Source organism: Streptomyces kronopolitis (genome assembly GCF_014646275.1).
Taxonomy (GTDB): domain Bacteria; phylum Actinomycetota; class Actinomycetes; order Streptomycetales; family Streptomycetaceae; genus Streptomyces; species Streptomyces kronopolitis.
Genome location: NZ_BMND01000002.1, coordinates 362225 through 385951 on the forward strand (window position 1 = coordinate 362225; position 23727 = coordinate 385951).

Consider the following 23727-nt stretch of genomic DNA (forward strand, 5'->3'; position numbering starts at 1 on the left):
CCTCGAGTTGGCCGGACATCGCTCCCCACCTTCCTGGTGCCATACGGTGCCCCATCGGCGCACCATGGTGCAACGAAGTGTGACGGGGGCCATCGTCCTCGGTATACAGAGGGACCTCAAGGGGCGCTCTGGCGCGGTGGATTGAGGCCGGGCCGGCTGCGCGGGGGCAGCGCTTCGCCAACTTCCCGACGCTGCCGGGGGGCGGGCGCTGCCCGGGCGGTGTGGAGACCGGGCGGTGCGGAGTCCGGGCGGTGCGGAGATCGGGCGGTGCGGAGTCCGGCCTCCCACACGAAGCACGACCCCCGACAAGGCCGCGGCCCCCCCCGGGAGGCGGTTCTGACCCGACCGGCCCGCCCCGCGCCCGTCCGGCCCGCCCCGCGCCCGTCTGCCAGAATCGGCGGATGGCTGAAGACGAGAGCGACCGCGGCTACCTGCTGGACAACCAACAGTCGGAGGCGGGCATCCGCTTCGGCGCCCTCGCCGAGTTGTTCAACCCGGTGACGTTCCGGCACGTCGACGACCTCGGCATCGGCCCCGGCATGCGGTGCTGGGAGGTCGGCGCCGGCGGTCCCTCCGTGCCCCTCGGCCTGGCCGAACGGGTCGCCCCGACGGGCACGGTGCTCGCCACCGACATCGATGCCTCCTGGACCCGGGACATCGCCGGCGGCACGATCGAGGTGCTCTCCCACGACGTGGCGGCCGATCCGCCGCCGCCCGGTGGTTTCGACCTCGTGCACGCCCGGCTGGTCCTGGTGCATGTCGCGGACCGGGCCGAGGCCCTGCGCCGGATGGTGCAGGCACTGCGGCCGGGCGGCTGGCTGCTCCTGGAGGACGCCGACCCCATGCTGCAGCCGCTGCCGTGCCCGGACGAGTCGGGCCCCGAGCAGCGGCTCGCCAACCGGCTGCGGTCCGGCTTCCGGACGCTGATGGAGGGGCGCGGCGCGGACCTCGCCTACGGGCGGACCCTGCCCAGGGTGCTGCGCGAAGCCGGACTGGAGGACGTGCAGGCCGACGCGTACTTCCCGATCACCTCGCCGGCCTGTGATGTGCTGGAGGCCGCGACGGTGCGGCAGGTCCGGCACCTCCTGACCGCGCAGGGGATCGCCACCGACGAGGACATCGACCGCCACCTGGCGAACGTCGCCACCGGCCGGCTCGACGTGGGCACCGCGCCGATGATCTCCGCGTGGGGGCGCCGCCCGTAGCCCCGCCCCGACCGCCCGCGGGGCGGCTCCGACTCGATACCGGCGCCGGCCCCGCCCCCGGGCTGCGACGGGGGTGTCCTGGATCACAGCCCGGTTGCCCGGAGGGACGGAATGCCGTCGGCGCCGAGGAGCGTTGACGCCATCACGCATTCAGTGCGCGTACACATACCGTCTGGTACCTCCGAGGAGCACCCCCGTGACCGTCACCGCGTCCGCCGCCTCCCGCGCGGCCGAGATCCTCTCCCGGCCCGTCGAGCTGAACGGCCTGACCGTCCCGAACCGCATCGCGATGGCGCCGATGACGCGCATGTTCTCCCCGGGCGGTGTCCCCGGCGAGGACGTGCGGTCGTACTACGCACGCCGCGCCGCCGCGGGGGTGGGCCTGATCGTCACGGAGGGCACCTACGTCGGCCACGACTCGGCCGGACAGAGTGACCGGGTGCCGCGCTTCCACGGCGAGGAGCAGCTGGCGGGCTGGGCGAAGGTCGCCGAGGCCGTGCACGAGGCGGGCGGCACGATCGTCCCGCAGCTGTGGCACATCGGCATGGTGCGCAAGCAGGGCGAGCCGCCCTTCGCCGACGCCCCCGCCGTCGGCCCCTCCGGTATCCGCGTCGACGGCACCGAGGGCGCCGGCAAGGCGATGACCCGGCGCGACCTGGACGATGTCATCGGCGCCTTCGCCGAGGCCGCCGCGGCCGCCGAGCGCATCGGCTTCGACGGCGTCGAGCTGCACGGCGCCCACGGCTACCTCCTCGACCAGTTCCTCTGGGCGGGGACGAACCGCCGCACCGACGCCTACGGCGGCGACGCCGTGGCCCGGGTGACGTTCGCCGCCGAGATCGTGGCCGCGGTCCGCGAGGCCGTCTCGCCCGACTTCCCGGTGATCTTCCGCTACTCGCAGTGGAAGCAGGAGGCCTACGACGCCCGGCTCGCCGAGACCCCGGAGGAGCTGGACGCGATCCTGGCCCCGCTGACCGCGGCCGGTGTCGACGCCTTCCACGCCTCCACCCGCCGCTACTGGCTCCCGGAATTCGAGGGCTCGGACCTGAACCTGGCGGGCTGGACCAAGAAGCTCACCGGCAAGCCCACCATCACCGTCGGCTCCGTCGGCCTCGACGGCGACTTCATCCGCGGCTTCATGGGCGAGGGCGCCCCGGTCCGCGGCATCGACAACCTCCTCGACCGCCTGGAGCGCGACGAGTTCGACATGGTCGCCGTCGGCCGTGCCCTGCTCCAGGACCCGGAGTGGGCGTCCAAGGTCCTCGGGGACCGGTTCACGGAGCTGACGCCGTACGACGCGGCCGCGCTGAAGACGCTGCACTAGGAAGATCCCGCATCAGGGAGATTCTGCTCGCTCGGCCGTTCATCGGCGCGAGCCCCCTCCGGGCGCCGGCGCGTACTCCGCCGGCGCCCGGCTTTCGTGACCGGCCGTCGCGCCCGGCTTTCGTGACCGGCCGTCGGCGCGGCCATCCCCGCCCGGCCGCTCCCCGAAGCACCCTGACGCCGCACCTCACCTCACCCGGTGAGCGCGCACAGGTGAGGTAGAACTATGGGCGACATGACCGTTTCGTCCCTGCGGATGGGTATCGCCTCATGTGTACGCGGATTCTCTGGAACACCAACGGCCTCGCGGTGCTGGTAGGCCGGACGATGGACTGGCCGGAATCGACCGACCCCGTGCTGACCGTTTTCCCGCAAGGGCTGAAGCGTGACGGCGGAAAACTCGTAGGCCATACCGTGGCCGGCGACAATCCCCTCAAGTGGACGAGCCGGTTCGGCAGTCTCGTGACGACCATCTACGGCGGCGGCACGGTGGACGGACTCAACGAGCGCGGCCTCGGGGCGCACATGCTGTATCTGGACGAGACCGACCTCGGCCCCGGCGACCCGAACAAGCCGGCGCTGCAGATCGCCCTGTGGATCCAGTATCTGCTGGACAGCGCCGAGACCGTGGCGGAAGCCCTGGATCTCCTCGACACCTTCCAGCTGATGATGGTCGAGATGCGCGGCTTCCGGGCCACCGTGCATGTGGCGCTGGAGGACGCCTCCGGAGACTCGGCGATCATCGAATACGTCGACGGCGAACGACGCGTGCATCACGACCGCAAGTACACGGTCATGACGAACGAACCGGCCTTTGACGAGCAACTCCGCCTGCTGGAGCAGCAGGTGCAGAAAGTGCGGAGCCTGGGTCATGACCAGCCCAGCGGCGAGGTTCCGCTGCCGGGGAACGTCAATGCGGTCGACCGCTTCCAGCGTGCCGCCTACTTCAGTGCGCTGTTGCCGAAGCCGGCGAACGAACGGCAGGCCGTCGCCGGAATCCTGGCCGTCACCCGAAATGCCTCCGTGCCCTTCGGTGCTCCCTATCGCACGGGCAGGTTCGACGTCTACAACACGGAATACCGCACCGTCTGCGACCTCACCGACAAGCGGTACTTCTTCGAGCTGGCCACCAGCCCGAATCTCCTGTGGACCGAGCTGGACCGCTTCGACCTGTCACCCGGCGCCTCGGTCATGGCCCTGAACCCCGACTCGCTCGATCTGGCCGGCGACGTCTCCGGGCAGTTCGCCCAGGTCGACGCGCCCTTCTGACCTGCTCCTCGGCGGCCGCCGGACCCTGCCGTCGGTGCTGCCGGTGCCCGCGCTCGGCCCCTTGGCCCCTTGACAAAGGGGCCACCTCGGTAGTTTCCTGACTGACTAGTTAGTCAGGGTCTCAAGGGTGCGAGGCGCCTTGTCGTGCACGGGTCGCCGGGAGTGGAGAGTCCAAGTGAATGCGTTGCCGGCAACTTTGCCTGGTCCCGACTATCACGACCCCGCGGTCTACGCGCTCGACCGGGAGGCGATATTTTTCCGGTCCTGGATATGCGTCGGACGTACCGAAGATGTACGAGAGGCGGGGCAATGGATCACCGCCGACGTCGCGGGGGAGAGCATTCTGGTCACACGCGACCAAGAGGATTCACTGCGCGCCTTCTACAACGTGTGCCGGCACCGGGGATCGAGGCTGTGTGACGGAGATTCCGGCCAGGTGAAATCCGCTTTCAGGTGCCCCTATCACGCCTGGACCTACACGCTTGACGGCAAGCTCCGCGGCACTCCGCACGTCGGCCGGGAGGAAGTCTCCCGTGAAGACCACGGACTCTGGACCGTTGCCGTCGACGAATGGCAGGGGTTCGTCTTCGTCAATCTCCGGCGCGATGATCCGCCCGCCCTGCGCGACGCTCTGGCGGAGAGCGAAGGCGTTCTGGACCTCGAACGATTCGACCTCAGCGGGCTGCGGCGCGGCTTCCGTTCCGTTCACGAGGTACAGGCGAACTGGAAGATCATCGTCGCCAACTACAACGAATGCCTCCACTGCCCGACAGTGCATCCCGAACTCGTCGATATCGTGCCGGCGTTCCGCTCGGGCGTGGTGTTCGAGGACGGCAGGTCCGACGGGGGAGTGTCCCTGGCCGAGGGGCGAAGGAGCGTCGCCGGCGACCACGAATCGCGCCACCTCCTCCTACCGGGAATGACGGAGGAGGAGGCAAGCTCCTACTTCGGCTCCCTACTCTTCCCCGCCATGTTCCTCGACATCAGCGGCTGCGAGGCAATCGCCACCCTGGTACAACCCACCGGCCCGACCAGCTGCCGACTCATCACCGACTACCTCTTCCACCCCGACAGCGTCGCCCGTGCCGACTTCGACCCCAGCGCGGTCGTCGAATTCAACGAACGGGTCGCCGAGCAGGACAACGCGGTGTGCGAGCGCGCCCAGAAGGGCGTGATGTCGCGAGCGTTCACACACGGCGTCTACCCGGAAAAGGACGCCGAGGTCTACAAGTTCGACCTCCACTACAAGAGCCTGCGCGACGCATACCGCTCCCGCTCACAGGAAGCCGCCGAGTCTCGTTGCAGCGGGTGAAGACCCCGCGCGGAACGCCTCCTTCGCCCCGCCGCAATCCCTCAGACCGAAGCCATCCGGCGGTCATCGTCGGAGGCGGTGGGCGGCGTTGCGGCCGACCCGTCCAGGGAGGGGTCGCCGGTCAGGCCGTGTTGGTGGGCGCGTATGCCGGAGCGTACTGCCCAGAAGTAGAAGGCCGGGGCGGTGACCGCGATCAGGGCCGTGCCCAGTTCGCCGGGGAGCAGGCCGTGGCCGCCGAACTCCTCGCCGCCCAGTGCGGATACCAGGGCCGTCCACAGCAGGAAGGCGATCATCCACCAGGCCGGGGCGAACTGCCGCAGCAGGCGCCGCTCGCCGCGGCGCCACAGCACCAGCGCCGCGATCGGTACGGCCACCAGGGTCAGCATGGTGATCTTTCCGGTCTCCGGCCACTTCGACCAGTACAGGGCGCAGGCGGCGAAGGCGAAGGTGACCGGGCACAGCACGCCGGCGGCCGGCAGTCGGAAGGGGCGGGGCAGTTCCGGGCGGGTCTTCCGCAGCACCCCCACCGCGATCGGGCCGATCAGATACGAGATGACCATGGCCGCCGACACGACACCGGCCAGCGCCTGCCAGCTGCGGCCGACGGTGAGCAGCAGCACCACGGAGAAGCCGAGGTTGAGCCACATCGCGGGGCGGGCGGTGCCGTAGCGGGGGTGCACGGCGGCCAGCTTGCGGGGGAAGAACCCGGTCTCGGCGAGGTTGGTGACCATGTACGCGGCCGAGGCGACATTGGCGATGTTGGAGCCGGCCGGCGAGATGAACGCGCCGAACTGCAGCATGGTGACGACCCAGTGCAGCATCAGCAGCCCCGCCAGATCGGCGAACGGCGAGTTGAGGTTCACGCCCTGCCAACCGCCGGACCGTGCCAGCAGCTCGGGCGGCACCGACCCCAGGTAGGCGGCTTGCAGCGCCAGGTAGATCACCAGGCCCAGGGCGAGCGCGCCGACCAGGGCGATCGGGATGGCCCGGCCGGGGTTCTTCGCCGCTCCGCCGAGGTTGACCACGGCCTGGAAGCCGTTGAAGGCGAAGACCACACCGCAGGTGGTGACGGCGGTGAGCACGGCCGGCCAGCCGTACGGGGCGAAGCCGCCGTGCGCGGTGAAGTTCGAGGGGTGGAAGCCGGACCCGACCAGGGCGAGCACCGCCAGCACCGGTATGGCGAACTTGACCAGGGTGAGCACGGTGTTGGCACGGGCCAGCAGCTGCACCGACCAGAAGCAGGTCAGCCAGAGCGCGAGGGTCAGGGCCAGCGCCATCAGCGTGCCGGAGAGGGTCAGCTGGTGGGTGGCCGGGTCGACCAGCCCTGTCGCCCAGTCGAAGCTCCAGGACGTCATGTACTGGGTGGCGGCGATCGACTCGATCGGCACCAGCGAGGCGGTGGCGATCCACACCGCCCAGCCGGTGAGGAAGCCGAGCACCGGACCGTGCGAGAGGTGCCCGTAGCGGGCCATGCCGCCGGGTATCGGATAGGCCGAACCGACCTCGGCGTACGACATCGCGATCAGGCCGATGAAGACGACACCGATCACCCAGGCGACCAGCGCCGCGGGGCCCGCCACCTGGGCGGCGGAGCCGGCCCCGAAGAGCCATCCGGAGCCGAAGATCGAACCGATGCCGATCATGATGAGGGCGAAGAGGCTGAGCCCCTTGCGCTCGCCGGCGCTCATATCCATGGGAAGTGTCGTCCGTCCTGGTATCGCGCACCCCGCACTGCCGGAGGGGCCGCTGCCATCTGCCGGCGACCACCCTATTTCCGGCCACCTGCCGGGAATGCCGCCGCCCTGCCGCGACACCGCGCGGACCAGCCCCGTCATGCTGTGGATCCGACGCCAACAGCCCCGGAGGCGTGGCCTGTTCGCACCTCTCCCGCGTCGCTCGGCCGACGGTTCGGGAGATCACCGCATGAGACACGTCACAGCGGCGGGCTGATCGGGCGCTTTTCCGCGCGGGCGGAGAGGCGTCCGTACGGGGAGGGTGTGAACGGGCGGGAGCGGTGGTCGGGAAGGCGTGGATCGCGGTGCGGCGACCACTATGGGGCCACCGGCCGGGTCATCTGCGTACGAACCGGGCATCGTTCGAGGTGGTGCCGTGCGGCACGCTGCGGGCGGGGGTGTCGGCCGGGCCTCGGGACGTGCGGCGGCCGTGCAGCCAGGCGGCGACGGCGACGAGGGCGGCCAGGGCGATCAGGGCGCACACGGCACCCCAGCCCAGCTGGGCGTAGGCCCGGGTGCCGAGCCAGGAGCCGGCGCCGGCGCCGAGGAAGCCGCATGTCATGTAGCCGGTGTTCAGGCGGCTGCGGATCTCGGGGCGCAGGGCGAAGATGCGGGCCTGGTTGGCGACCTGGCCGCACTGCACCGCCACGTCGAGCAGCAGCAGTCCGATCGCGAGGCCGACGAGTCCCACCGCGCCGCCGATCAGACCCGTCAGCAGCACCGCGCCGGAGGCGAGGCCGAGCAGGATGCACCACACGTTGAGGCGGTCCGCGCCGTAGTGGTCGACCCGGCGTCCGGCGGCGGGAGCCAGGAACACGCTGGCCGCGCCGATCAGCGCGAGCAGGCCGACGGCCTGGGTGCCCATGCCGTAGCGCGGGCCGGTGACCAGCAGGGTGACGGCGGTCCAGGCCGCGCCGAAGCCGCCGAACAGGGTGACCTGGAAGTAGACCGAGCGGCGCAGCGGCCTCTGGTCGCGCAGCAGCCGCAGGGTGTCGGCCAGCAGCGTGGGGTAGCCGGTGCGGACCGCCGGGACGCTGCGCGGCAGGGTGAGGCCCAGGACCACGGCCAGCAGTGCGGTCAACGCGGCGGCGACGAGATAGGGGGCGCGCCACCCCAGCTGTTCGCCGAGCACGCCGCCGAAGGTGCGGGCCAGCAGAATGCCGCCGACGAGCCCGGCCTGGAGGGTGCCGGTGACGGCGCCCTGCCGCTCGGGGGCGACCATGCCGGCGGCCATCGGCAGCATGATCTGCGGGACGACGGTGGCCAGGCCGACCACGACCGCCGCGGCGAGCAGCGGGCCGGTGGCCGGGGCGAGGCCGGCGGCGAGCAGGGCCAGCGCGGCGACGCCCAGCAGCACGGTGATCAGCGGACGGCGGGACAGCCGGTCGCCGAGCGGGACGAGGAGGAAGAGCCCGGCGGCGTAGCCGAGCTGGGTGACGGTCGCCAGAGTGGCCGCGGTCGCCTCGCCGATATGGAACCCGTGGGCGATCAGCGGTGTGATCGCCTGCGGAAAGTAGGCATTGGCCACGGCGACACCGCAGGCCAGCGCCATGATCGGCAGCAGACCGCGGGGCACTCTCGCCGGGGCCGCCGAGAGGGAGGGGTCGGTGGTGGACATGGTCGCATCCAATCGAACGAACTATATGGTTCGCTTTTTACGATGGCATGCGCCGCTACCGGCGTCAAACGAACTGGTTAGTTACCCTGTGGCCATGGCATACGACTCCGCAGCGACCAGGGAACGCATCCTCGCGGCGGCGACCGAGGAGTTCGCGGCGCACGGCGTATCGGGCGCCCGTGTGGACCGCATCGCCGCTTCCGCCAGCGCCAACAAGCGAGCGATCTATGACTACTTCGGCGACAAGGGCAAGCTGTTCGCCGTCGTCCTGGAGCAGGCCATGGCCGACCTCGCCCGGGCCGTCCCGCCCTCCGAGGACCTGCCTGACTACGCCGAGCGCCTCTTCGACTACCACCGGGAGCACCCGGAAGCCCTGCGCCTGGTGATGTGGGAGGCGCTGGAGGTGGGCGACGGTCCTGTCCCCGGCGAGGTGGAGCGCACCCGGCACTACGGCGACAAGGTCCTCGCCGCACAGGCCGGCGGCGCCCCGGGTGACAGTGCCCGCACCCAGGTGTTCTTCGCCCTCGCCCTGGCCAGCTGGAGCGCCGGCATGCCCCAGCTGCGGCGGATGGTGCTCGGCGAGGACTGCGACCTCGACCGGCTGCGGGGTGACATCGGCCGGACGGTCAGCGCGATCCGGTCGGGCGACGGGGACTGAGGCGCTACGGGAACTGAGGCGCGCCGGGGGCTGAGGCGGGGCAGGGGCTGAGAAGCGACGAGGCGAGCCCGACGCCATCCCCGGCCGGCCCCGCCTCCGCTCTCACCTATCTCGCATCGCGATCGATGTCATGAAATCTATGTGTTGGACTCATGGTCCAAGCGGAGGAATGCTTCAGTAAGAGTCTTATTCATCAGGTTTTGGAGAGTTCCATGCCATTCGCATCCATTTATTCCGCTGAGGTGGAGTACGCGGTCGCAGGAGAAGGACCGGGACTGATGCTGGTCCATGGCACGGGCGGCAGCGCCGACTCGCTCTTCGGTGAGTTCGTGCCGTACTTCAGCGGGGAGCGGACCGTGATCCGGCCGAACTTCAGCGGGAGCGGCCGCACCACCGACGGAGGCGACAGGCTGACCACGCAGATGGTCGTCGAACAGCTCGCCACGGTCGCCCGGGAGGCTGCCGACGGCCCGGTGGACCTGCTCGGATTCTCCCTAGGCGCGGCCGTGGCCACCGCGTTCGCCGCCACCCACCCGGAGCTGGTGCGCCGGCTGGTCCTCGTCGGCGGCTGGGTGCACTCCACCGGGGCGCGGGACCAGTTCTACTTCTCGACGCTTGCCAAGCTGTTCTCCGGTGACCGCGATCTCTTCAAGCGGTTCGCGCAGCTGACCGCCTACAGCCCGGCCGCGGTGGAGAGCGCCGGCCCGCAGGGCCTGGCGGACTATCTGCGGCAGGATCAGTGGCCGCCGCTGGGAATGGGCCGGCAGATCGACCTGTGCGCACGGGTAGACAACCGGTCCCTTCTTGCCGACGTCACCGCGCCGACGCTCGTGATCGGGATGGCCGAGGATCAGATGGTGCCGGTCGACGGATCCCTGCAACTGCATGCCGGAATCACCGGCAGCCAACTGATCGAACTCCCCGGCCAGGGCCACATGGACTGGGTCGCGGCACCCACTCCCGTCATGGAACTCACCCGCGCCTTCATCAATGCCAAGTAGGCGTAAGAAAAACGGACGTTGCCCCATTCAGGGTCTCGCTCTTGAGCGTCCCTTTCCCAGGATATTTCTTCCGCTTGCTTCGGGTCTCCGGACCTAGATCCAACGCCCGATACCGGCGCGGATCTTGAGAACGTAGCTTTTCTCCTGGTTCCCGAGAAGAGGAACCGGCCGCGGGTGAAAGGTGCTGGGCCCACGCGCATTCCGACGGCTTCTCATGCCTGTCGACGGCGCGCCACTCCCTCTCGATACGCACCGCACCTTGTTCACCCCTGCTTTTATTTACCGATTCGAGGTATGGGTATGACCACGCAAGTCCCTGCCAGTGCGCCCGCCGACGGCGGGAGATCTTCCGGGGCCGGTGCAGCAAAATTCCCGTTGGCGGCGCTGCTCGCGCTGGCCACGGCGGTGTTCATCACCAGCCTGACCGAGACCTTGCCGGCAGGTGTGCTGCCCGCGATGAGTTCTTCGCTCGAGGTCAGCGAGTCCGCGATGGGGCAGTCGGTGACCATCTACGCGGTCGGGACCTTCCTCACGGCGATCCCGCTGGCAGCGGCCACCGCGAAATGGTCACGTAAACGGCTGCTGCTGACGTCGATGGTCGTCTTCGTCGTGGCGAATACCGTCACCGCGGTGTCACCGGACTACACGCTGACCCTTGTCGCCCGGTTCGTCGCCGGGGTGGCGGCCGGACTGGCCTGGGCCACGCTGTCCGGATACGCGCGCCGCATGGTCGCGGTGCACCTTCAGGGCAAGGCCATGGCGGTCGCGATGGCCGGCATCCCGGTGGCGCTGGCACTCGGGGTGCCCGCGGGGACCTTCGTCGGCAGGGTGCTCGGCTGGGGAGCGGCGTTCCTGGCCATGTCCGTCCTCGCCGTCATCGTGATCGTGTGGATCGTCGCGACGGTCCCGGACTACCCGGGGCAGCAGGAGCGCCGCAGCCCGATCCTGCGCGCCCTGTTGGTCCCGGGCGTGCGCCCCGTCCTGTTCGTCACCTTGGTGTTCGTGCTGGCCCACACCATCCTCTACGCCTATGTCGCCACCTTCCTCGCCGATCTCGGCATGGGGGGCGCCACCGATGTGGTGCTGCTGGTCTTCGGTGTGGCCTCGCTGGTGAGCATCTGGTTCGTGGGGGCGCAGGTGCACCGCCGGCTGAGGGTCATGATGGTCGCCTGCACCCTCCTGGTCGCCGTGGCGGCAGCCGCTCTGGCCACGTTGTCCGAGGTCACCGCGCTCGTCTATGTCGCGGCGGCGCTGTGGGGCCTGGGCTGGGGAGGCGTCCCCACTCTCCTGCAGACCGCCGTGGGCGATGCGGGAGGCGACCAGGCGGACGCGGCGCAGGTCATGCTGGTCACGTTGTGGAACGTGGCCATGGCCGGCGGGGGCGTCGTCGGCGGGGTGCTCCTCGACCTGCTCGGTCCGTCCTCCTTGCCGTGGAGCATCCTGCTGCTGATGGCCCCGGTGCTCCTCGTCGTCATGGCCGCACGGGGGCACGGCTTCCCCGCCACGCGCCGGACGTGAGGGCCCGCGCCCGGGCCCCTCGGGATCGCCGTGGGGCCGGGGCGGGTCAGGCCATCCAGAAGAAGACCGCCGTCATCCGCTTCTCCTCCATGGTGGTGCCCCAGTAGGCGGTGGCCGTGTGGATCAGGTTCGCGGAGTAGAGCAGCAGGCGGTTGGCGCGGTGCGGGACGCGGATGTCCTCGACGAAGGAGTCCGGTGCGACGAAGCGGGTGCCGAGGGCGTCGACGAGGTTGTTGTGCGGGGCGGCCACCTGGTTGCCGCCGAGCGCGCCGCCGGGCAGCCGCTGCCGGTAGAAGCTGGTGCCGAAGTCCTTGGGGACCAGGGGGTTGAGGTACAGCACGGCGGCGTAGCGGCAGAGGGTGCGGGAGTCGGTGTGCGGGCGGGGCTCGCACTCGCCCTTGCCGACGATCTGGACGCAGTTGTGGTTGACGGTGCCGCCGCCCGTGGGGCGTCCCGCCCAGATCTTCGGCGCACCGGTCGCCTTGCGCACCAGCCTCTCGACGCGGGCCAGTTCGCCGGGCTCCAGCGCCGGCATGGTGCGCAGACCCGGCCAGCTCTCGGGTTTGTGGGGGTAGCCCTCGGTCCAGTCGTCCCGTGCCAGGCAGCGTTCCCGTACGGCGGCCGGGTCCGGCAATACGTCGTCGAGTACCCAGTAGTCCCGGCCACGGGTCGGTTTGCGGTAGGGGAGGACTGGGAGAGTGGCAGGGTGAAGGGGCATGACAGGGAACGTAGTTCGGCCTTTTCGCGAGATCGCCACTCAAGCGGTCAACCTTCAGTCAAGGGTTGTCCATTCCTCCCTGTGAATTTGCTGTGCATTTGCCGTGCCTCCCGAATCATGACCTCTTCTTTCTCAGTACTTGACGGTGGGGCGGTCCGCGGTGAGTGCGCCGGAGTCGGCGGCGTCGGGGTGCTGGAGGTCAAAGGCCGGGGATTCACTGCGAATGCGGGGCAGCGAAGTGAAGTTGTGGCGCGGCGGCGGGCAGGAGGTGGCCCATTCCAGGGAGCGGCCATAGGCCCAGGGGTCGTCGCAGCCGACCTCGGTGCCGTATCGGGCGGTCTTCCAGACGTTGTAGAAGAACGGCAGAAAGGAGAGGCCGAGGAGGAAGGAGCCGATCGTGGAAAGGGCGTTGAGGCGGTGAAGCCGTCGGCGGCGAGATAGTCCGCGTACCGGCGGCGCCGAGCCAGTGCTGTACGAGAAAGGTGAGGTGGAAGCCGATCGTGAGGGTCCAGAAGGTGATTCTCCCCAGTCGTTCGTCGAGCATCTTCCCGGTGAACTTGGGCCACCAGAAAGGGAATCCGGCGAACATCGCGTAGACCACCGTGCCGAAGAGCGTGTCGCACGATAGCGAGCCGCGCCACATCGTGCCGATCCAGTTGAAGAACTTCACCCCGGTGGGGACGGCGATCAGGAACGTCATGAAGGCGACGAACGGCAGCAGGACGCCCCCGGTGACGTACATGTGGTGTGCCCAGACCGTCACCGACAGGCCGGCGATCGAGATCGTCGCGGCGATCAGGCCGAGGTAGCCGAACATCGGCTTGCGGGCGAAGACCGGGAGCACCTCGGAGACGATGCCGAAGAACGGCAGGGCGAGGACGGGCGGCATGGGTGCGGATGCTGCGGATCCGCCCGCACGAGCCGTACCCGTACCGGGCCGGGCAGTTCGCGGCGGTCGAGTCCCCGCTGCTGCCCCAGGCGTGGCGGCACTACTCCCCGGCGTCGGCACCGGCGCCGGACGGCGAGGTGACGTTCCACATCCGGCGCACCGGCCCCGGCGGGGTCAGCGACGCCCTGGCGCGGCACCGGCCCGGCGACACCCTGCGCCTGGGCCCGGCGCACGGCACGATGACACTCCGCGATGAGGACCACTCCCACGATCTGCTGATGGTCGCGGGCGGCACGGGCTGGGCGCCGATCAAGGCGCTGCTGGAGGACTGGGCGGCCCGCCGCCGCGCCACCGGCGGCCCTCCGACACGCCCGACCGGCCGCCTCCACCTCTTCGTCGGCGCCCGCAGCCACGCCGACCTGTACGACGCCGAGGCGCTGTCCGAATGGGCGGCACGCCACGACCGGTTACGGGTGGTCCGGGTGCTGGACGACGAGGAGATCCCGGAGCACGGCGACCCGTCGGCCGGCTACGGTCCGCTGGCCGAGGCGGTGGCCCGGGCCGGCCGGTGGTCGCGGCACCTCGCCTTCGTCAGCGGCCCGGCGGCCATGGTCGGCGCCACCGTCGCGCGACTGACCGCGGCCGGCCTGCCCGCCGACCACATCCGCCACGACCCGCTTCCGGACGCACTGACCCCACCGGCCGTCCGCTGCCCGACGCATCCGGCCACGAGCCGGTGACCGGAGCGGGACCGGCGACGCGCACCCCCGAACGCCCCCCGGGACGGGCCGAACGGCCCTTGGCGACCCGCCACCCGCCCCCTTTACTGGCCGCACCTCACCACAACAGCAGCGGAAAGGGAGCAGCCCGCCGTGAACGACTTCCCGGCCCGGCCCACCGCCCGGCCCACCGCCCAGGCCGCCACCGACTCCGTACTGGCGGCCTGGGCCGACCGCGAGGCGTCCCGCCACCGCACCGAACTGGACCGCGCCGAGTCCCTGCGCCTGTTGGGCAGCGTCTCGCTGGGCCGCATCGTCTTCACCCAGGACGCGCTGCCGGCCATCCGCCCGGTCAACCACCTCCTCCACCACGGCGAGGTGATCATCCGCACCCACGAGGGCGCCGCACTGGCCGGCCTGACCGCACACACGGAGGCCGACGGCGTGGTCGTCGCCTACGAGGCCGACGCCATCGACCCGGCCACCCACTGCGGCTGGAGCGTGGTCGTCACCGGCTACTGCCACCTGGTGACCGCCCCCGCCGACCTGGCCCACTACGAAGCGCTGCTCCACCCATGGACCGATCACCGGATGACCCACGCACTACGGATCAGCCCGCACCTGGTCACAGGGGTGCGGTTGTCCCCGAGCCGCGTCGCCGCGGAACGGCACTGAGACACTCGCCCCATGCAGACGCGCTCGGCGAGATCGTGTACTCCCCTTGGCCGGACACGAGCGAGCGGCTCACCGCGATCACTCGGAAGCACGAGGGAAACCGTCGGCGAGGAGCTTCTCGGCACACTGCCCGATGATGCGCTCCACCGCGAACGTCGTCCGGCGGGAACGTGCCTGGTCGAGCGTGAGCCAGACGGGCGCCTCACCCTCCTCCTTCACGGCCACCTCCCCACCGGCGGCCGCTTCCCGGTAGTCATCGACCGCCAGCAGATAGGCGTGCCAACGATGCGCGTCGGAGCCCCTTCTGCACACGTCCCCTCGCAAGTATTCATCCGCGACGAGCCGGAGACTCCCCTCCGCGGCACGGATTCCCACTTCCTCCCACAGCTCCCGCGTGGCCGCGCACTCGGCGTCCTCCCCGCGTTCGACATGGCCCGCGGGCACGGTCAGCGAATAGGGAAAGGCGGTCCGCTGGAAGAAGAGAAACCTCGCTCGCCGGTCGCGTACGAAGACGCCGGCGCTCTCGTGCCAGTACTCGCCGTCCGCACCGGTCCACCAGGAGACGCGGGGGTCCACGACGACGGCCCGTTCCGCCTCGCGGCCGCACGCGGCGCAGGAGCAGCGTTTCCGTCCGTCCACGACCATCCATGTGACCGCCTCGGCGTGGCAGTACAGGCAGAACTCGCCATGAGGGTCGTCCCGCAACCGAAGGAAGTCGATGTTCATCCTGCCCTCTCCGAGGTGAAGGACTGCCGTCAGCTCGTACAGCAGCCGGGAACGCCGTACTCCGTGGCGCGTGGGTCACGGTCCCGTGCAGTGGGGCTGCTGACGTCCGTCGCCGTCCCCCAGGAGCTCCGGTCCTCCCGCCGGCTCCCCGCTCTCCGGCGCGTCGAACGTCCGGAGCACGGCGGCCGCCCGAGCCCTCGCGGACGTGCGCGCGGTCGTCAGCAGCAGGATCGTGCCCACTCCGCCGAAGAACAGAGTGGCGGCTGCGACGGCGCCGAATCCCGCGGTGGCGATGAGCAGTCCGAAAACCGGTGGTCCCAGCAGCGTCCCCACACTGCCGATCTGGTTGAGAATCCCATTGGCGACATCGATCTGCTCCGGACGGCTCACCGAGGTGGGAAGGGCGGCGAAGACAGCGGAGATCAGCAGTCCGTCGACGACCAGCACCAAAGTGGCCGCGCCACCGCTGACCGCGAGTGGAAATGCGGCCGAGAACGCGGGAAGGCAGGCCACCGGCATCACGATGCCCAGCGGGGCCAGTGCGGCGACGGCCAGACCGCGCCGCAACAGCCAACTGGCGGCGAGCCCGCCGAACGCGCTCCCCAGACAGACGACGGCCATCACGGTCCCGGCCACCGCCGGCGTGGCCTGCCGGAACTCGGTGAGGAACGGCGGAAGCACCATCACCACGGCGACGCCGACCAGGCACAGGCATCCGTATGCCACACCGAGCCGCAGCGCCCCGTTCCAGTCGCCGGCCGCCCGCCGCGCACACGGGACCACCGTCCTCGGCAGCCGGGGCAGTACGGCGATGAGTACGCCGGCCATGACCAGCGGACCAAGGGCAGTGACGGTCAGCCATTGATGCCACGAGCACCAGGACGCCAGGGCCCCGCCCACGGCCGCGGCGACGGCGAGCCCCGTCGGGACGCAGGTGCCCCACAACGCGAGCGCCGCCGATCGAAAGCCGCCTTCCGTCACGCGGGTGAGAACGACCGGACCCGCCACGAACACCAGCAGATAGCCGACCCCTTCCGCGAGTCGCGAACCCAGCAGCAGCCCCCATGATCCGGCGGCCGCGTTGCCGGCCGCTGCCACCGACATCACCAACAGCCCGCAGGACAGCGCCCGTTCGGCGCCGAAGCGGCTGACCCACCATCCGGCCGGGATACTCAGCAGGGCACCCACGGCCGTGATACTCGATGTGGCCCAGGCGAGCGCACCGGCCGACAGGCCCAGTGACAAGCGCAGGGCGGAACCCGCCGCTGAGACGGCACCCAGACCGACCGCCGCCAGCACGCCGGCGAGCCATGTGACCAGCACGTACTTCCAGGGCGACGTGGATGTACGACCGTGTCTGCCTCTCTTCCTCTCGCCCACGGAGTCTCCGTCAGTTATCGGGCGGCCCGATCGAGCCGCACAGGGTTGATGAGTCGTTCGAGAAGGGCTGCGCGACGGGACGGCGCGAGGGCTGCGCGCACGGTCGGTCCGTCACGGGTAGGGCGCGTGGCGGGAGGGTCGATGACTGAACCCACCTCCCGCCACGCGAGTCCGGATCAGTCGTCCAAGCCGAACCTGGCCATCAGCTCCTGATCGCCCGCCACATAAGAGGTGTCGGTGGTCACGGTCTGGTCGGAGGGGCCACGGCTGCACATGCACAGGTGGCGGCTACGGGAGGTGACCCGCACGGCCTGTGCGCCGCCGGAGGACATGATCTCTTCGGCGATGTCCTTGACGAGGTACTCCTGGATCTGGAAGCGCCGGCTGAACGCCTGTACCAGACGAGGGAATTTCCCGAGCCCCAGAATGCGGTCGCCCGGCACGTAGGAGATGTTGACCTTCCCGAAAAACGGAAGGAAGTGATGGGCGCAGATCGAGAAGAAGTTGTTCTCCTGGATACGCACCACGCCGGTGTGCTCGCCATTCACCGGACAGGTGGTCTTGAGGATCTTCGAGGTGTCGATCTCATAGCCGCTCAGCAGTTCGCGATAGGCCCGGACGATGCGATCCTCGCACTCCGGGCCGCTATACCACCCGAGCGCTCTCGTGTCGGTGGTGACATTGGTCTTGAGCCATTCTGCAATGGTCACTTGTTGCCTCCATTCCTGCTCGCACCAAAGGATCCGAAACCCGGTGGAGGGTTGTCACTATCCACCCGCTCACGGGCGTTGAGAATATGCATTCATTACCCCGCACCCGATCAGAGCAATGTGCAGGTGATGCGCTAATGGCGAATTATTCAAATACGCACGGGAAATCGCCGTTCCTCTGATGATTGAACCGACCGGGAGCCGGGAATACGGGGCTCGAACCGGAGGGCCCAACGTGCCATCTGAGCGCCGGAGCACACCCGCTCACTCGCCACCTCGCGCCAGGCAAGGCGATGCGCCCCCAACGGGTGGGGCTGAATGTGCCCGTCGTGCTGGGCGGCATATCCGGGTCCCTTTGCGTCGCCGCGCCAGGAATTCCGGAAACGTTCGGGCAGGGTTCGGGAATCGGCGGTAAGCCCGTCCGTATCGTCAAGAAGATCCGTCCGGAGAAGAGCCCCGAGGTATACATCTGGTGCGGCTGGGCTTGACGAGATAGTTCCCCTCCGGGGCTCGCGTCGGCCAGGAATACTGGCCGACGCGAGCCGTCTACCCCGCGGAGTTCACGAATTGTCTTTGCATCGCGTCGGGGGAAGCGGTCAGGTCATCGAGTTCACGCCGAGAATCGGCGAACCGCGTGAGGCCGCCATCGTGGTGTGCCGCTGTTCCGTCTGGCGTCCGACACCATCGGAATACCACGCCGGGGACCTAGGCCGTTTCTTCTGGATCAGCCTGCTGACCAGATGAAGATGGCTGCGACGTGGAGTGCGGCGAGGTAGATGGTGGCGGTCTTGTCGTAGCGGGTAGCCAGGCCGCGCCATTGCTTGAGCTTGTTGATGCAGCGCTCGACTGTGTTTCGCTGCCTGTAGGCGGTGCGGTCGAAGGCCGGAGGTCGTCCTCCGCGGTTGCCGAGCCGCTTGCGGTTCGCGGCCTGGTCGGCTGGCTGCGGGATCACCGCCCGGATCCCGCGCCGACGCAGATGGGTGCGGATCGCGCGGGACGAGTACGCCTTGTCGGCCAGGACCACGTCCGGTGTCGTTCGTGGTCTGCCGAGTGGTCTGGGCACCCGGATGCCTGCCATGACGTGCTCAAACGCGGGTGCGTCACCGGACTGGCCCGGGGTGAGGACGAAAGCCAAGGGCCGGCAGCGGCTGTCGGCGGCGAGGTGGATTTTGGTTGTCAGGCCACCGCGCGAGCGTCCGAGGGCATGGCGGTCAGGCTCGCCGGCCAAGGCCCCTTTTGGCGTGCCCCGGCCGCGTGCTGGTGGGCGCGGACGATGGTGGAATCGACGGCGACGACCCAGTCGAGGTCGCCGTCAGTGTCGGCCTGGGCGAGCAGGGTGGTGCATACCTTCTCCCAGGTGCCGTCGGCGGCCCAATTCCGCAGCCGGTTGTAGACGCCCTTCCACGAACCGAAGCGTTCGGGAAGGTCCGTCCATGGGGTCCCGGTGCGGTACTTGAATGCGATCGCGTCGATCACCTGCCGGTGATCGCGCCACCGCCCGCCCCGCCGAGGTGTCCGGTCCGGCAGCAACGGCTCGATGCGTGCCCACTGGGCGTCAGTCAACGACACACTCGGACCAACGATCAGATGATCGGAAGGCTACTGCTCAACTGCCGTGGCGCTGTTCACGCTCTCGAAGCCGTCGCACATGCCTGGCGTGCTGCCCGGCCCGCGACCTCTGAGCGCGATCGATCGAAAGCACTTGGGGATCCGCCGTGCGCTCGTACAACTCGACTTCGAAGGGGTCCGCGTCCACCTCGACAAGCCATGCCAACGCGTCCCGATCCTGCTCAGCCGTCGGACGCACGCGAACTTCGTCCCTCCACATCTGACCGCTCGCTTCGGCTTCGTCCACCTCGCCAATATATGTGCGGGCAGGCGGCGAACGGGCCCCTTCGTTCCAAGATCCAAAAGACGGCCTAGTCGTCGGCCAGCAGGAAGCCGCCGCTTATGGCACGCCGTCAGCCCGCACTCCCCGCCTGCCACTGGGACCACGACATGTTCCAGCCGTTGAGGCCGTTGTCCGGCTTGATGGTCTTCTCGTTCGAGTTCTTCACGATGACGACGTCGCCGATCAGGGACTCGTTGAAGAACCACTTGCCCGGAGTGTCGCCCCCGCCGCCCTTCTGGTCGCGCAGGCCGATGCAGCCGTGGCTGGTGCCGGCCTGGCCGAAGACGGACGGGGCGCTCCAGTAGTTGCCGTGGATGAAGGTGCCGGAGGTCGACAGGCGCATGGCGTGCGGCACGTCAGGGATCTTGTACGTATCCGACTTGTTCGTGAAGCCGACCGTGGAGCCGTCCATCTGGGTCTGTTCGAGCTTTTCCGAGATGACCATCTGGCCGTTGTAGGTCGGGTGCTCGGGGCTGCCGGCCGAGACCGGGAGGGACTTGAGGGTCTTGCCGTCGCGCTTGACCGTCATCTGCTGGGTGTTCATGTCGATCGTGGAGACCTGGGAGCGGCCGATGGTGAAGGACACCGTCTTGGACTGGACACCCGTGATGCCCTGGCCGCCCTTGACGCCGTCCAGGTCGATCTTCATGGTGATCTTGGAGCCGGCCTTCCAGTAGTCCTCGGGCCGGAAGTCCAGGCGCTGGGCGCCGAACCAGTGGCCGACGACCTTCTGGCCGCTGCTGGAGGTCACCGTGATGTGGGACTGGACGTCCTTCTTGTTGGTGATCGCCTTGTCGAAATTGAAGGACACCGGCATGCCGACGCCGACGGTCTTGCCGTCGTCGGGCGTGTAGGAGCCGATAAAGCTGTTGGCCGGGGAGACCGTCGTGAAGGACGAGTTCTTGGTGGCGGTGCGGCCCTTGGAGTCCTTGGCCTTCGCCGCGATCCGGTACTTGGTGCCGCGCTCCAGCTGGGCATCCGGCTTCCAGGAGGAGCCGTCGGAGGATATGGCACCGGCGATCTCCTTCCCGGAGTTCGCTGCGGTGAGCTTCACCTCGGTCAGCTTGCCGTCGGTGACCTTCACCCCGGTGTCCGAGATGCTGGCGTCGGTGGCGCCGTCCTTCGCCGAGACCTTGATCTTGGCAACCGAGGCGTTCTCCACAGCCGCCTTGGCACCCGCGTCGGCCTGGCCGTCGTCGCCGCAGGCGGACAGCGCCAGAAGCGCCAACGCGACCCCTGCGGTCACTGCCGACACTCGGCGCGCCCCCGGGCCCCGGCGGCGCGGGGGCGTACCGGGGCTTGCCTGCGGGGTCTGATGGAGCAGGTGAGGCGGCCTGTGGGACCGAGCGGGCTCGGGCTTGTCCAACGTCGTCACGGGCTGCTCCATACGGGGTGTGGTGGTTCCGTGCCCGCAGTAGGCACGAGCAGACGGTATGAGGGAAGGCGCCGGCCAAGGAGTCGGCCGCCCTGTGACCGAAGGCTCCGCCGCCTCCAGGTATCGGTCTGCCTCCAGTCCACCCGGAAGTCTTAAGAGCCGGACTTATGAGCCGTGCCGTGCTGGCTGACGCGGCGGCCGCCGCACGTTGACGGGGCCCTGCTCGGCCCGCGGAGCCGACGCGAGTGCGGGGCGGCTCCGCAGGCCACGGTCAGAGCTTCGCCGTCAGGGCTCTGCCTTCAGAGCATCGCCTTCAGAGCTTTGCCTTCATGGCTTTGTCGACCTCCGCGTTGAAGGCGCCCGGGGAGAACGGGGCGGCCTTGCCGTTCGGTGTGTCGGTGCCCAGCACCTTGCCGTCCAGCTTGACCGTCGGGGTGGGCACCTTGAAGGAGTCGAAGCGCTTCGACACCTCCAGCACCCAGCGGCGATAGGTACCGGACTTCACGGCGTCCCGGAACTTGGCGTTGCCCTTCAGGGCAGGGACCGTATCGGCGACCTTGAGCAGATACTCGTTGTCGGCGAACTTGTCCGGGCCGGCCTCCTCGGGGTGGTACTCCTTGGAGAACAGGGCTGACTTGTACGAGAGGAACGCGTCGGTGCCGACATCGAGCGCGGCGCCCATCGCGCTGAGTGCGTTCTTCGACCCGGTGCCTCGGGTGCCGTCGTCCAGGAAGGTGCCCAGGCGGAAGGACACCTTGTACTTGCCGGTGCTGACGTCCTTCTGGATCGTCTCGTTCAGATTCTGGTCGAGCGTGGCGCAGAAGGGGCAGCGCGGGTCCGCGAAGAGCGTCAGCGTGTGCGTGGCGTCCTTCTTCCCGATGACGAGGTCCGTGCCGTTCCTGCCGGTGGTGTGGGCCGGCCGCACCAGCTCGGCGTTCGACGCCTTGGCCCAGGGGTCACCGCCGGCACTCTCGCCGCCCGAGGTGGCGACGGCGACACCTATGGCCCCCGCGACGGCCAGTACGGCGACGAGCGCGCCGCCGGCGATCAGTTGCCAACGGACGCTCTCCTTCTTCTTCTGCCGCTCGCGCTCGGCTCGCAGCCGCGTACGGGCTGCCTGCTTGTTGCTCTGAGTATTGCGGTTGCTCATGACTGCACTGCTCTCGGGAAAGGTGTGGAAGCTGCCTGTCCAGGGCCGCGGGCCGGGGCCTACGCGGCGAGGGAACAGGGCGGTCCACGCCGCACCACACAGTGCACGAGCAGGGGGACGGCCCGGGCGACCGGCTCGGTCCACACGGGCCGGAACTCCGGGCGCCGCGGCACGAGCAGCGCCCGGACGACCGCCACCGCCAGCAGCAGCGGCCGGAACGCGAACGCCGCCACGGCGCCCGCCAATCGAGCCACCGCCGCCTCGCCCCGCCGCAGCCACAGCGCCGCGAGCAGCCCCACGGCGATGTGCGCGAGGAGCAGCAGCCAGGTCGCGGCGGGCGCCTGGGGCTGCCCGGGCGCGGGTGCAAGGGAAGTGCCCACGTTGCCGGTGTTGCACAGCACTTCCACGCCCAGGGACCGCAGCGGGCCGGTGACCGGCCCGCCGGCCGGCCCGTAACAGGCCAGCTGGCCCGCGTCGAAGACCGCGTCAGCGGCCAGCTCCAGCGGGACGAGCAACGCGGCGACGCACCCGAAGCCACGCTCCCGGCCGGCCAGCACGTACGCCACCGCGAACACACCGACCGAGAGCGCGGCGACCAGAGGCAGCGGCAACGGCACCCGGGACAGCAGCACATGACCCGTGGCGGACAGCGTCACGCACAGCGCCGTGAAGAGCGCCGCGCGCAGTGCCCGCAGAGGTGCCGCCGATATGTCCATTGCGACGAGTCTGCCACGGTCCGGCAGAAGTACCGACTTAAGGGACATCTCTCGGCGCACCCTGGGCCGGCAGGCCGACCTCGCCCGTCAGTCGGCGGGGGAGAAGGTCTTCAGCCAGGTGCCGTCGCCCTGTTTGCTGGCGTCGGAGTAGCCGCAGCCGTCGGCCTGGGCGGCCGTGCCCGGGTAGGCCACCTCGACTTCGACCTTCGGGAAGTCCTTGAGGAACGCCGCCACTGCCGTCCGGCCGTCCCCGCTGGGCCCCCGCTCGCAGTCGAGCCGGACGGCGCCCTCGATGTTCCCGATCCACTGCCGGAAGGCCTGCGGCCGCATCAACTGGCCAGGCGCCATCTTGGTGCTGATGCCCCGTGCGATCCCGTCCACGACTGCGGCCACCTCGTCCAGCGGTGCCGCTGTGGCCTTCGGCGCCGGGTACAGATACGAGCTGTGGGGCTGCTGGTCGATCGCGCTCACCGTGCCGGCGAAGGCCTGCCCGCCCGGCCCGGCGACCTTGACGTCGTACGCCGCGGTGGCCGCGGCCACGGGAGTACCCGGGTAGACCTTGGCCCACAGCTCGTCCGCGCGCTGCGTGGCGTCACCGATGCCGTAACTCCCGAACAGGCCCTCACCGGCCGGGATCAGAGCCGCGGAGCCGCCGCCGCGCAGCGCGTTGCGGTAGCGGATGTCCAGGGTCAGGGCCGGGAAGTCCCGGCGGAAGTCCTTGATCACCGACCGGCAGGAGTGGCACGGCCCCATGTCGGAATAGAGGACCACGGTGCCCTTGCGGACCGCGCCGATGCGCGAGGTGTACTGGGTGTCGCTCCGGCATCCCAGGTGGCTGTAGATCGCGTCGGCGAGGAGGTTGACCACCTGCCGCTCGGAGTCCTTCTGGTGCTGGATGCCCTTGAGGGCGCCGTTCCAGTCCTTCGGTTCGGGCAGGTCCTGGTAGTAGTTGCCTCCGCGCAGGTCCTGGTGCGAGACGCTCTCGACCTCTCCTTCGAGGTCCGCGTATCCGATGAAGGCGATCGAGTACGTCAGCGTCGCCCGGTTCTTGAATGCGGCGGTGGTCATGTGCTGCTTCCCCCACTCCGTCGTGGTGTACGGCGTGACCGACCGCCCCACACGGTCGATTCCGCTCGCCGTA

At 69.5% G+C, this 23727-nt stretch carries 21 protein-coding genes and 1 pseudogene; 9 read left to right on the plus strand and 13 right to left on the minus strand.

All coding sequences use genetic code 11. The annotated features are described in order from the left end of the window. The first annotated feature begins 401 nt into the window (after positions 1 to 401). From IEY78_RS03465 to IEY78_RS03480, 4 genes are all read left to right on the plus strand, one after another. On the plus strand, positions 402 to 1205 hold the full coding sequence (locus IEY78_RS03465; protein WP_189096014.1) for a methyltransferase domain-containing protein: 804 nt from the start codon (positions 402 to 404) through the stop codon (positions 1203 to 1205). Between the two features lie 196 nt (positions 1206 to 1401). After that, the gene (locus tag IEY78_RS03470; protein ID WP_189096015.1) at positions 1402 to 2529 is read left to right on the plus strand and encodes an NADH:flavin oxidoreductase; all 1128 of its coding nucleotides are present in this window, start codon (positions 1402 to 1404) and stop codon (positions 2527 to 2529) included. Positions 2530 to 2798: 269 nt separating this feature from the next. Continuing rightward, positions 2799 to 3797, plus strand: a complete 999-nt coding sequence (locus IEY78_RS03475; protein ID WP_189096016.1) for a linear amide C-N hydrolase — start codon at positions 2799 to 2801, stop codon at positions 3795 to 3797. 175 nt (positions 3798 to 3972) lie between these two features. Next, a complete protein-coding gene (locus tag IEY78_RS03480) occupies positions 3973 to 5109 on the plus strand; it encodes an aromatic ring-hydroxylating oxygenase subunit alpha (RefSeq protein WP_189096017.1) in 1137 nt (378 codons plus the stop codon). 41 nt (positions 5110 to 5150) lie between these two features. Here the strand turns inward: IEY78_RS03480 and IEY78_RS03485 are convergent, their stop codons facing one another. Together IEY78_RS03485 and IEY78_RS03490 are read right to left on the minus strand one after the other, a co-directional pair. Next, positions 5151 to 6803 carry an APC family permease gene (locus IEY78_RS03485; RefSeq protein WP_189096018.1) on the minus strand — a complete coding sequence of 551 codons (1653 nt, stop codon included), beginning with the start codon at positions 6801 to 6803 and terminating at the stop codon, positions 5151 to 5153. Positions 6804 to 7179: 376 nt separating this feature from the next. Beyond that, on the minus strand, positions 7180 to 8460 hold the full coding sequence (locus tag IEY78_RS03490) for an MFS transporter (protein WP_189096019.1): 1281 nt from the start codon (positions 8458 to 8460) through the stop codon (positions 7180 to 7182). 94 nt (positions 8461 to 8554) lie between these two features. On the opposite strand from IEY78_RS03490, the gene IEY78_RS03495 reads away from it, so the two are divergent. From IEY78_RS03495 to IEY78_RS03505, 3 genes are all read left to right on the plus strand, one after another. Continuing rightward, positions 8555 to 9118, plus strand: a complete 564-nt coding sequence (locus tag IEY78_RS03495) for a TetR/AcrR family transcriptional regulator (protein ID WP_189096020.1) — start codon at positions 8555 to 8557, stop codon at positions 9116 to 9118. A gap of 212 nt (positions 9119 to 9330) precedes the next feature. Beyond that, a complete protein-coding gene (locus IEY78_RS03500) occupies positions 9331 to 10119 on the plus strand; it encodes an alpha/beta fold hydrolase (protein WP_189096021.1) in 789 nt (262 codons plus the stop codon). A gap of 300 nt (positions 10120 to 10419) precedes the next feature. Beyond that, a complete protein-coding gene (locus IEY78_RS03505) occupies positions 10420 to 11637 on the plus strand; it encodes an MFS transporter (RefSeq protein WP_189096022.1) in 1218 nt (405 codons plus the stop codon). Between the two features lie 46 nt (positions 11638 to 11683). On the opposite strand, the gene IEY78_RS03510 is transcribed toward IEY78_RS03505, so the two are convergent. Further along, positions 11684 to 12355 carry a DUF6445 family protein gene (locus IEY78_RS03510; RefSeq protein ID WP_189096023.1) on the minus strand — a complete coding sequence of 224 codons (672 nt, stop codon included), beginning with the start codon at positions 12353 to 12355 and terminating at the stop codon, positions 11684 to 11686. 132 nt (positions 12356 to 12487) lie between these two features. Beyond that, positions 12488 to 13235: pseudogene (locus IEY78_RS03515) on the minus strand (cytochrome c oxidase subunit I); the annotation flags it as partial. A 17-nt stretch (positions 13236 to 13252) separates the two neighbouring features. Between IEY78_RS03515 and IEY78_RS03520 the strand changes: the two are divergent. Both IEY78_RS03520 and IEY78_RS03525 read left to right on the plus strand, forming a co-directional pair. Then, positions 13253 to 13984: an FAD-binding oxidoreductase gene (locus IEY78_RS03520; protein WP_189096197.1), complete on the plus strand. Its 732-nt coding sequence runs from the start codon at positions 13253 to 13255 to the stop codon at positions 13982 to 13984. A 195-nt stretch (positions 13985 to 14179) separates the two neighbouring features. After that, the gene (locus IEY78_RS03525; RefSeq protein ID WP_189096198.1) at positions 14180 to 14638 is read left to right on the plus strand and encodes a pyridoxamine 5'-phosphate oxidase family protein; all 459 of its coding nucleotides are present in this window, start codon (positions 14180 to 14182) and stop codon (positions 14636 to 14638) included. 78 nt (positions 14639 to 14716) lie between these two features. Here the strand turns inward: IEY78_RS03525 and IEY78_RS03530 are convergent, their stop codons facing one another. The 9 genes from IEY78_RS03530 to IEY78_RS03570 all read right to left on the minus strand — a co-directional run bounded on the left by IEY78_RS03530 (position 14717) and on the right by IEY78_RS03570 (position 23654). Next, positions 14717 to 15364, minus strand: a complete 648-nt coding sequence (locus IEY78_RS03530) for an NUDIX hydrolase (protein ID WP_189096024.1) — start codon at positions 15362 to 15364, stop codon at positions 14717 to 14719. 75 nt (positions 15365 to 15439) lie between these two features. Then, positions 15440 to 16687, minus strand: a complete 1248-nt coding sequence (locus IEY78_RS03535) for an MFS transporter (RefSeq protein WP_189096025.1) — start codon at positions 16685 to 16687, stop codon at positions 15440 to 15442. A 233-nt stretch (positions 16688 to 16920) separates the two neighbouring features. After that, positions 16921 to 17454, minus strand: coding sequence for a GTP cyclohydrolase I (folE, locus tag IEY78_RS03540; RefSeq protein WP_189096026.1), 534 nt, complete (start codon positions 17452 to 17454; stop codon positions 16921 to 16923). A gap of 724 nt (positions 17455 to 18178) precedes the next feature. Next, positions 18179 to 19038 (minus strand): IS5 family transposase gene (locus IEY78_RS03545; protein ID WP_373294056.1). Its coding sequence is split into 2 segments (ribosomal slippage): positions 18179 to 18693 and positions 18693 to 19038, totalling 861 coding nucleotides; the frame shifts between segments, so codons are not numbered across the junction. A 22-nt stretch (positions 19039 to 19060) separates the two neighbouring features. After that, positions 19061 to 19309 carry a hypothetical protein gene (locus IEY78_RS03550; protein WP_189096028.1) on the minus strand — a complete coding sequence of 83 codons (249 nt, stop codon included), beginning with the start codon at positions 19307 to 19309 and terminating at the stop codon, positions 19061 to 19063. Between the two features lie 106 nt (positions 19310 to 19415). Beyond that, complete coding sequence (locus IEY78_RS03555; RefSeq protein WP_189096029.1) at positions 19416 to 20732, minus strand: L,D-transpeptidase; 1317 nt, start codon at positions 20730 to 20732, stop codon at positions 19416 to 19418. A 301-nt stretch (positions 20733 to 21033) separates the two neighbouring features. Continuing rightward, entirely contained in the window at positions 21034 to 21870 is an 837-nt protein-coding gene (locus IEY78_RS03560) for a thioredoxin domain-containing protein (protein ID WP_189096030.1), read from the minus strand. A 59-nt stretch (positions 21871 to 21929) separates the two neighbouring features. Beyond that, entirely contained in the window at positions 21930 to 22586 is a 657-nt protein-coding gene (locus IEY78_RS03565; protein ID WP_189096031.1) for a hypothetical protein, read from the minus strand. Between the two features lie 87 nt (positions 22587 to 22673). Beyond that, on the minus strand, positions 22674 to 23654 hold the full coding sequence (locus tag IEY78_RS03570) for a hypothetical protein (RefSeq protein WP_189096032.1): 981 nt from the start codon (positions 23652 to 23654) through the stop codon (positions 22674 to 22676). Positions 23655 to 23727 lie beyond the last annotated feature (73 nt).

Coding starts and splice junctions, on each gene's coding strand:
- IEY78_RS03505 (WP_189096022.1), top strand. CDS start 10,420: ATGACCACGCAAGTCCCTGCCAGTGCGCCCGCCGACGGCGGGAGATCT.
- IEY78_RS03495 (WP_189096020.1), top strand. CDS start 8,555: ATGGCATACGACTCCGCAGCGACCAGGGAACGCATCCTCGCGGCGGCG.
- IEY78_RS03570 (WP_189096032.1), bottom strand. CDS start 23,654: ATGACCACCGCCGCATTCAAGAACCGGGCGACGCTGACGTACTCGATC.
- IEY78_RS03555 (WP_189096029.1), bottom strand. CDS start 20,732: ATGGAGCAGCCCGTGACGACGTTGGACAAGCCCGAGCCCGCTCGGTCC.
- IEY78_RS03490 (WP_189096019.1), bottom strand. CDS start 8,460: ATGTCCACCACCGACCCCTCCCTCTCGGCGGCCCCGGCGAGAGTGCCC.
- IEY78_RS03530 (WP_189096024.1), bottom strand. CDS start 15,364: ATGAACATCGACTTCCTTCGGTTGCGGGACGACCCTCATGGCGAGTTC.
- IEY78_RS03520 (WP_189096197.1), top strand. CDS start 13,253: ATGCTGCGGATCCGCCCGCACGAGCCGTACCCGTACCGGGCCGGGCAG.
- IEY78_RS03465 (WP_189096014.1), top strand. CDS start 402: ATGGCTGAAGACGAGAGCGACCGCGGCTACCTGCTGGACAACCAACAG.
- IEY78_RS03510 (WP_189096023.1), bottom strand. CDS start 12,355: ATGCCCCTTCACCCTGCCACTCTCCCAGTCCTCCCCTACCGCAAACCG.
- IEY78_RS03565 (WP_189096031.1), bottom strand. CDS start 22,586: ATGGACATATCGGCGGCACCTCTGCGGGCACTGCGCGCGGCGCTCTTC.
- IEY78_RS03485 (WP_189096018.1), bottom strand. CDS start 6,803: ATGGATATGAGCGCCGGCGAGCGCAAGGGGCTCAGCCTCTTCGCCCTC.
- IEY78_RS03500 (WP_189096021.1), top strand. CDS start 9,331: ATGCCATTCGCATCCATTTATTCCGCTGAGGTGGAGTACGCGGTCGCA.
- IEY78_RS03475 (WP_189096016.1), top strand. CDS start 2,799: ATGTGTACGCGGATTCTCTGGAACACCAACGGCCTCGCGGTGCTGGTA.
- IEY78_RS03560 (WP_189096030.1), bottom strand. CDS start 21,870: ATGAGCAACCGCAATACTCAGAGCAACAAGCAGGCAGCCCGTACGCGG.